Genomic DNA, 417 nt, shown 5'->3' with positions numbered 1-417 from the left:
GGCGTGGCGCCGGTGGCCAGCACCAGCGCATCGTAGGGTTCGCACGTGCAATCGGCCAGGTGGACGCAGCGGGCCGCCCGGTCGATGGCGCTCACCGAGACGCCGGTGCGCAGCACGATGCCCTTCTTCGCCAGCATTTCCGGCGCGCGCATCCCCAGCTGCGCCGCCTGCATCTCGCCGGCCCGCCAGCCCTGGGCCAGCGGCGGCCGGTGGGAGGGGCCGTGCGGCGCGTCGCCCAGCCGCGTGCTCGTGCCGGCGTGGCCGCCGGCCCGCAGCGCCTCGGCCCCGGCCGCCCCGCGGGGGGGGCCGGCCGACGCCAGCCGGCCGGCCACGCGCACGGCGCACAGACGGCCGGCGCCGCTGGGGCCGAGCGCAGAGTGCCCGCCCAGGTGCGGGAGGGCGCGGCCGGCCCGGGCC

1 protein-coding gene is annotated in these 417 nt (G+C 81.3%); it reads right to left on the bottom strand.

Annotation, left to right across the window (positions count from 1 at the left end):
- A partial coding sequence (locus ENE75_RS25015; RefSeq protein WP_199232425.1) for an FAD-dependent oxidoreductase occupies window positions 1–417 on the bottom strand: 417 nt, incomplete at both ends.

Source organism: Rubrivivax albus (assembly GCF_004016515.1).
GTDB classification, from domain to species: Bacteria; Pseudomonadota; Gammaproteobacteria; order Burkholderiales; family Burkholderiaceae_C; genus Rubrivivax; species Rubrivivax albus.
Note: the sequence above shows the minus strand (reverse complement) of the source record. Positions and strands in the feature narration are given on the sequence as shown.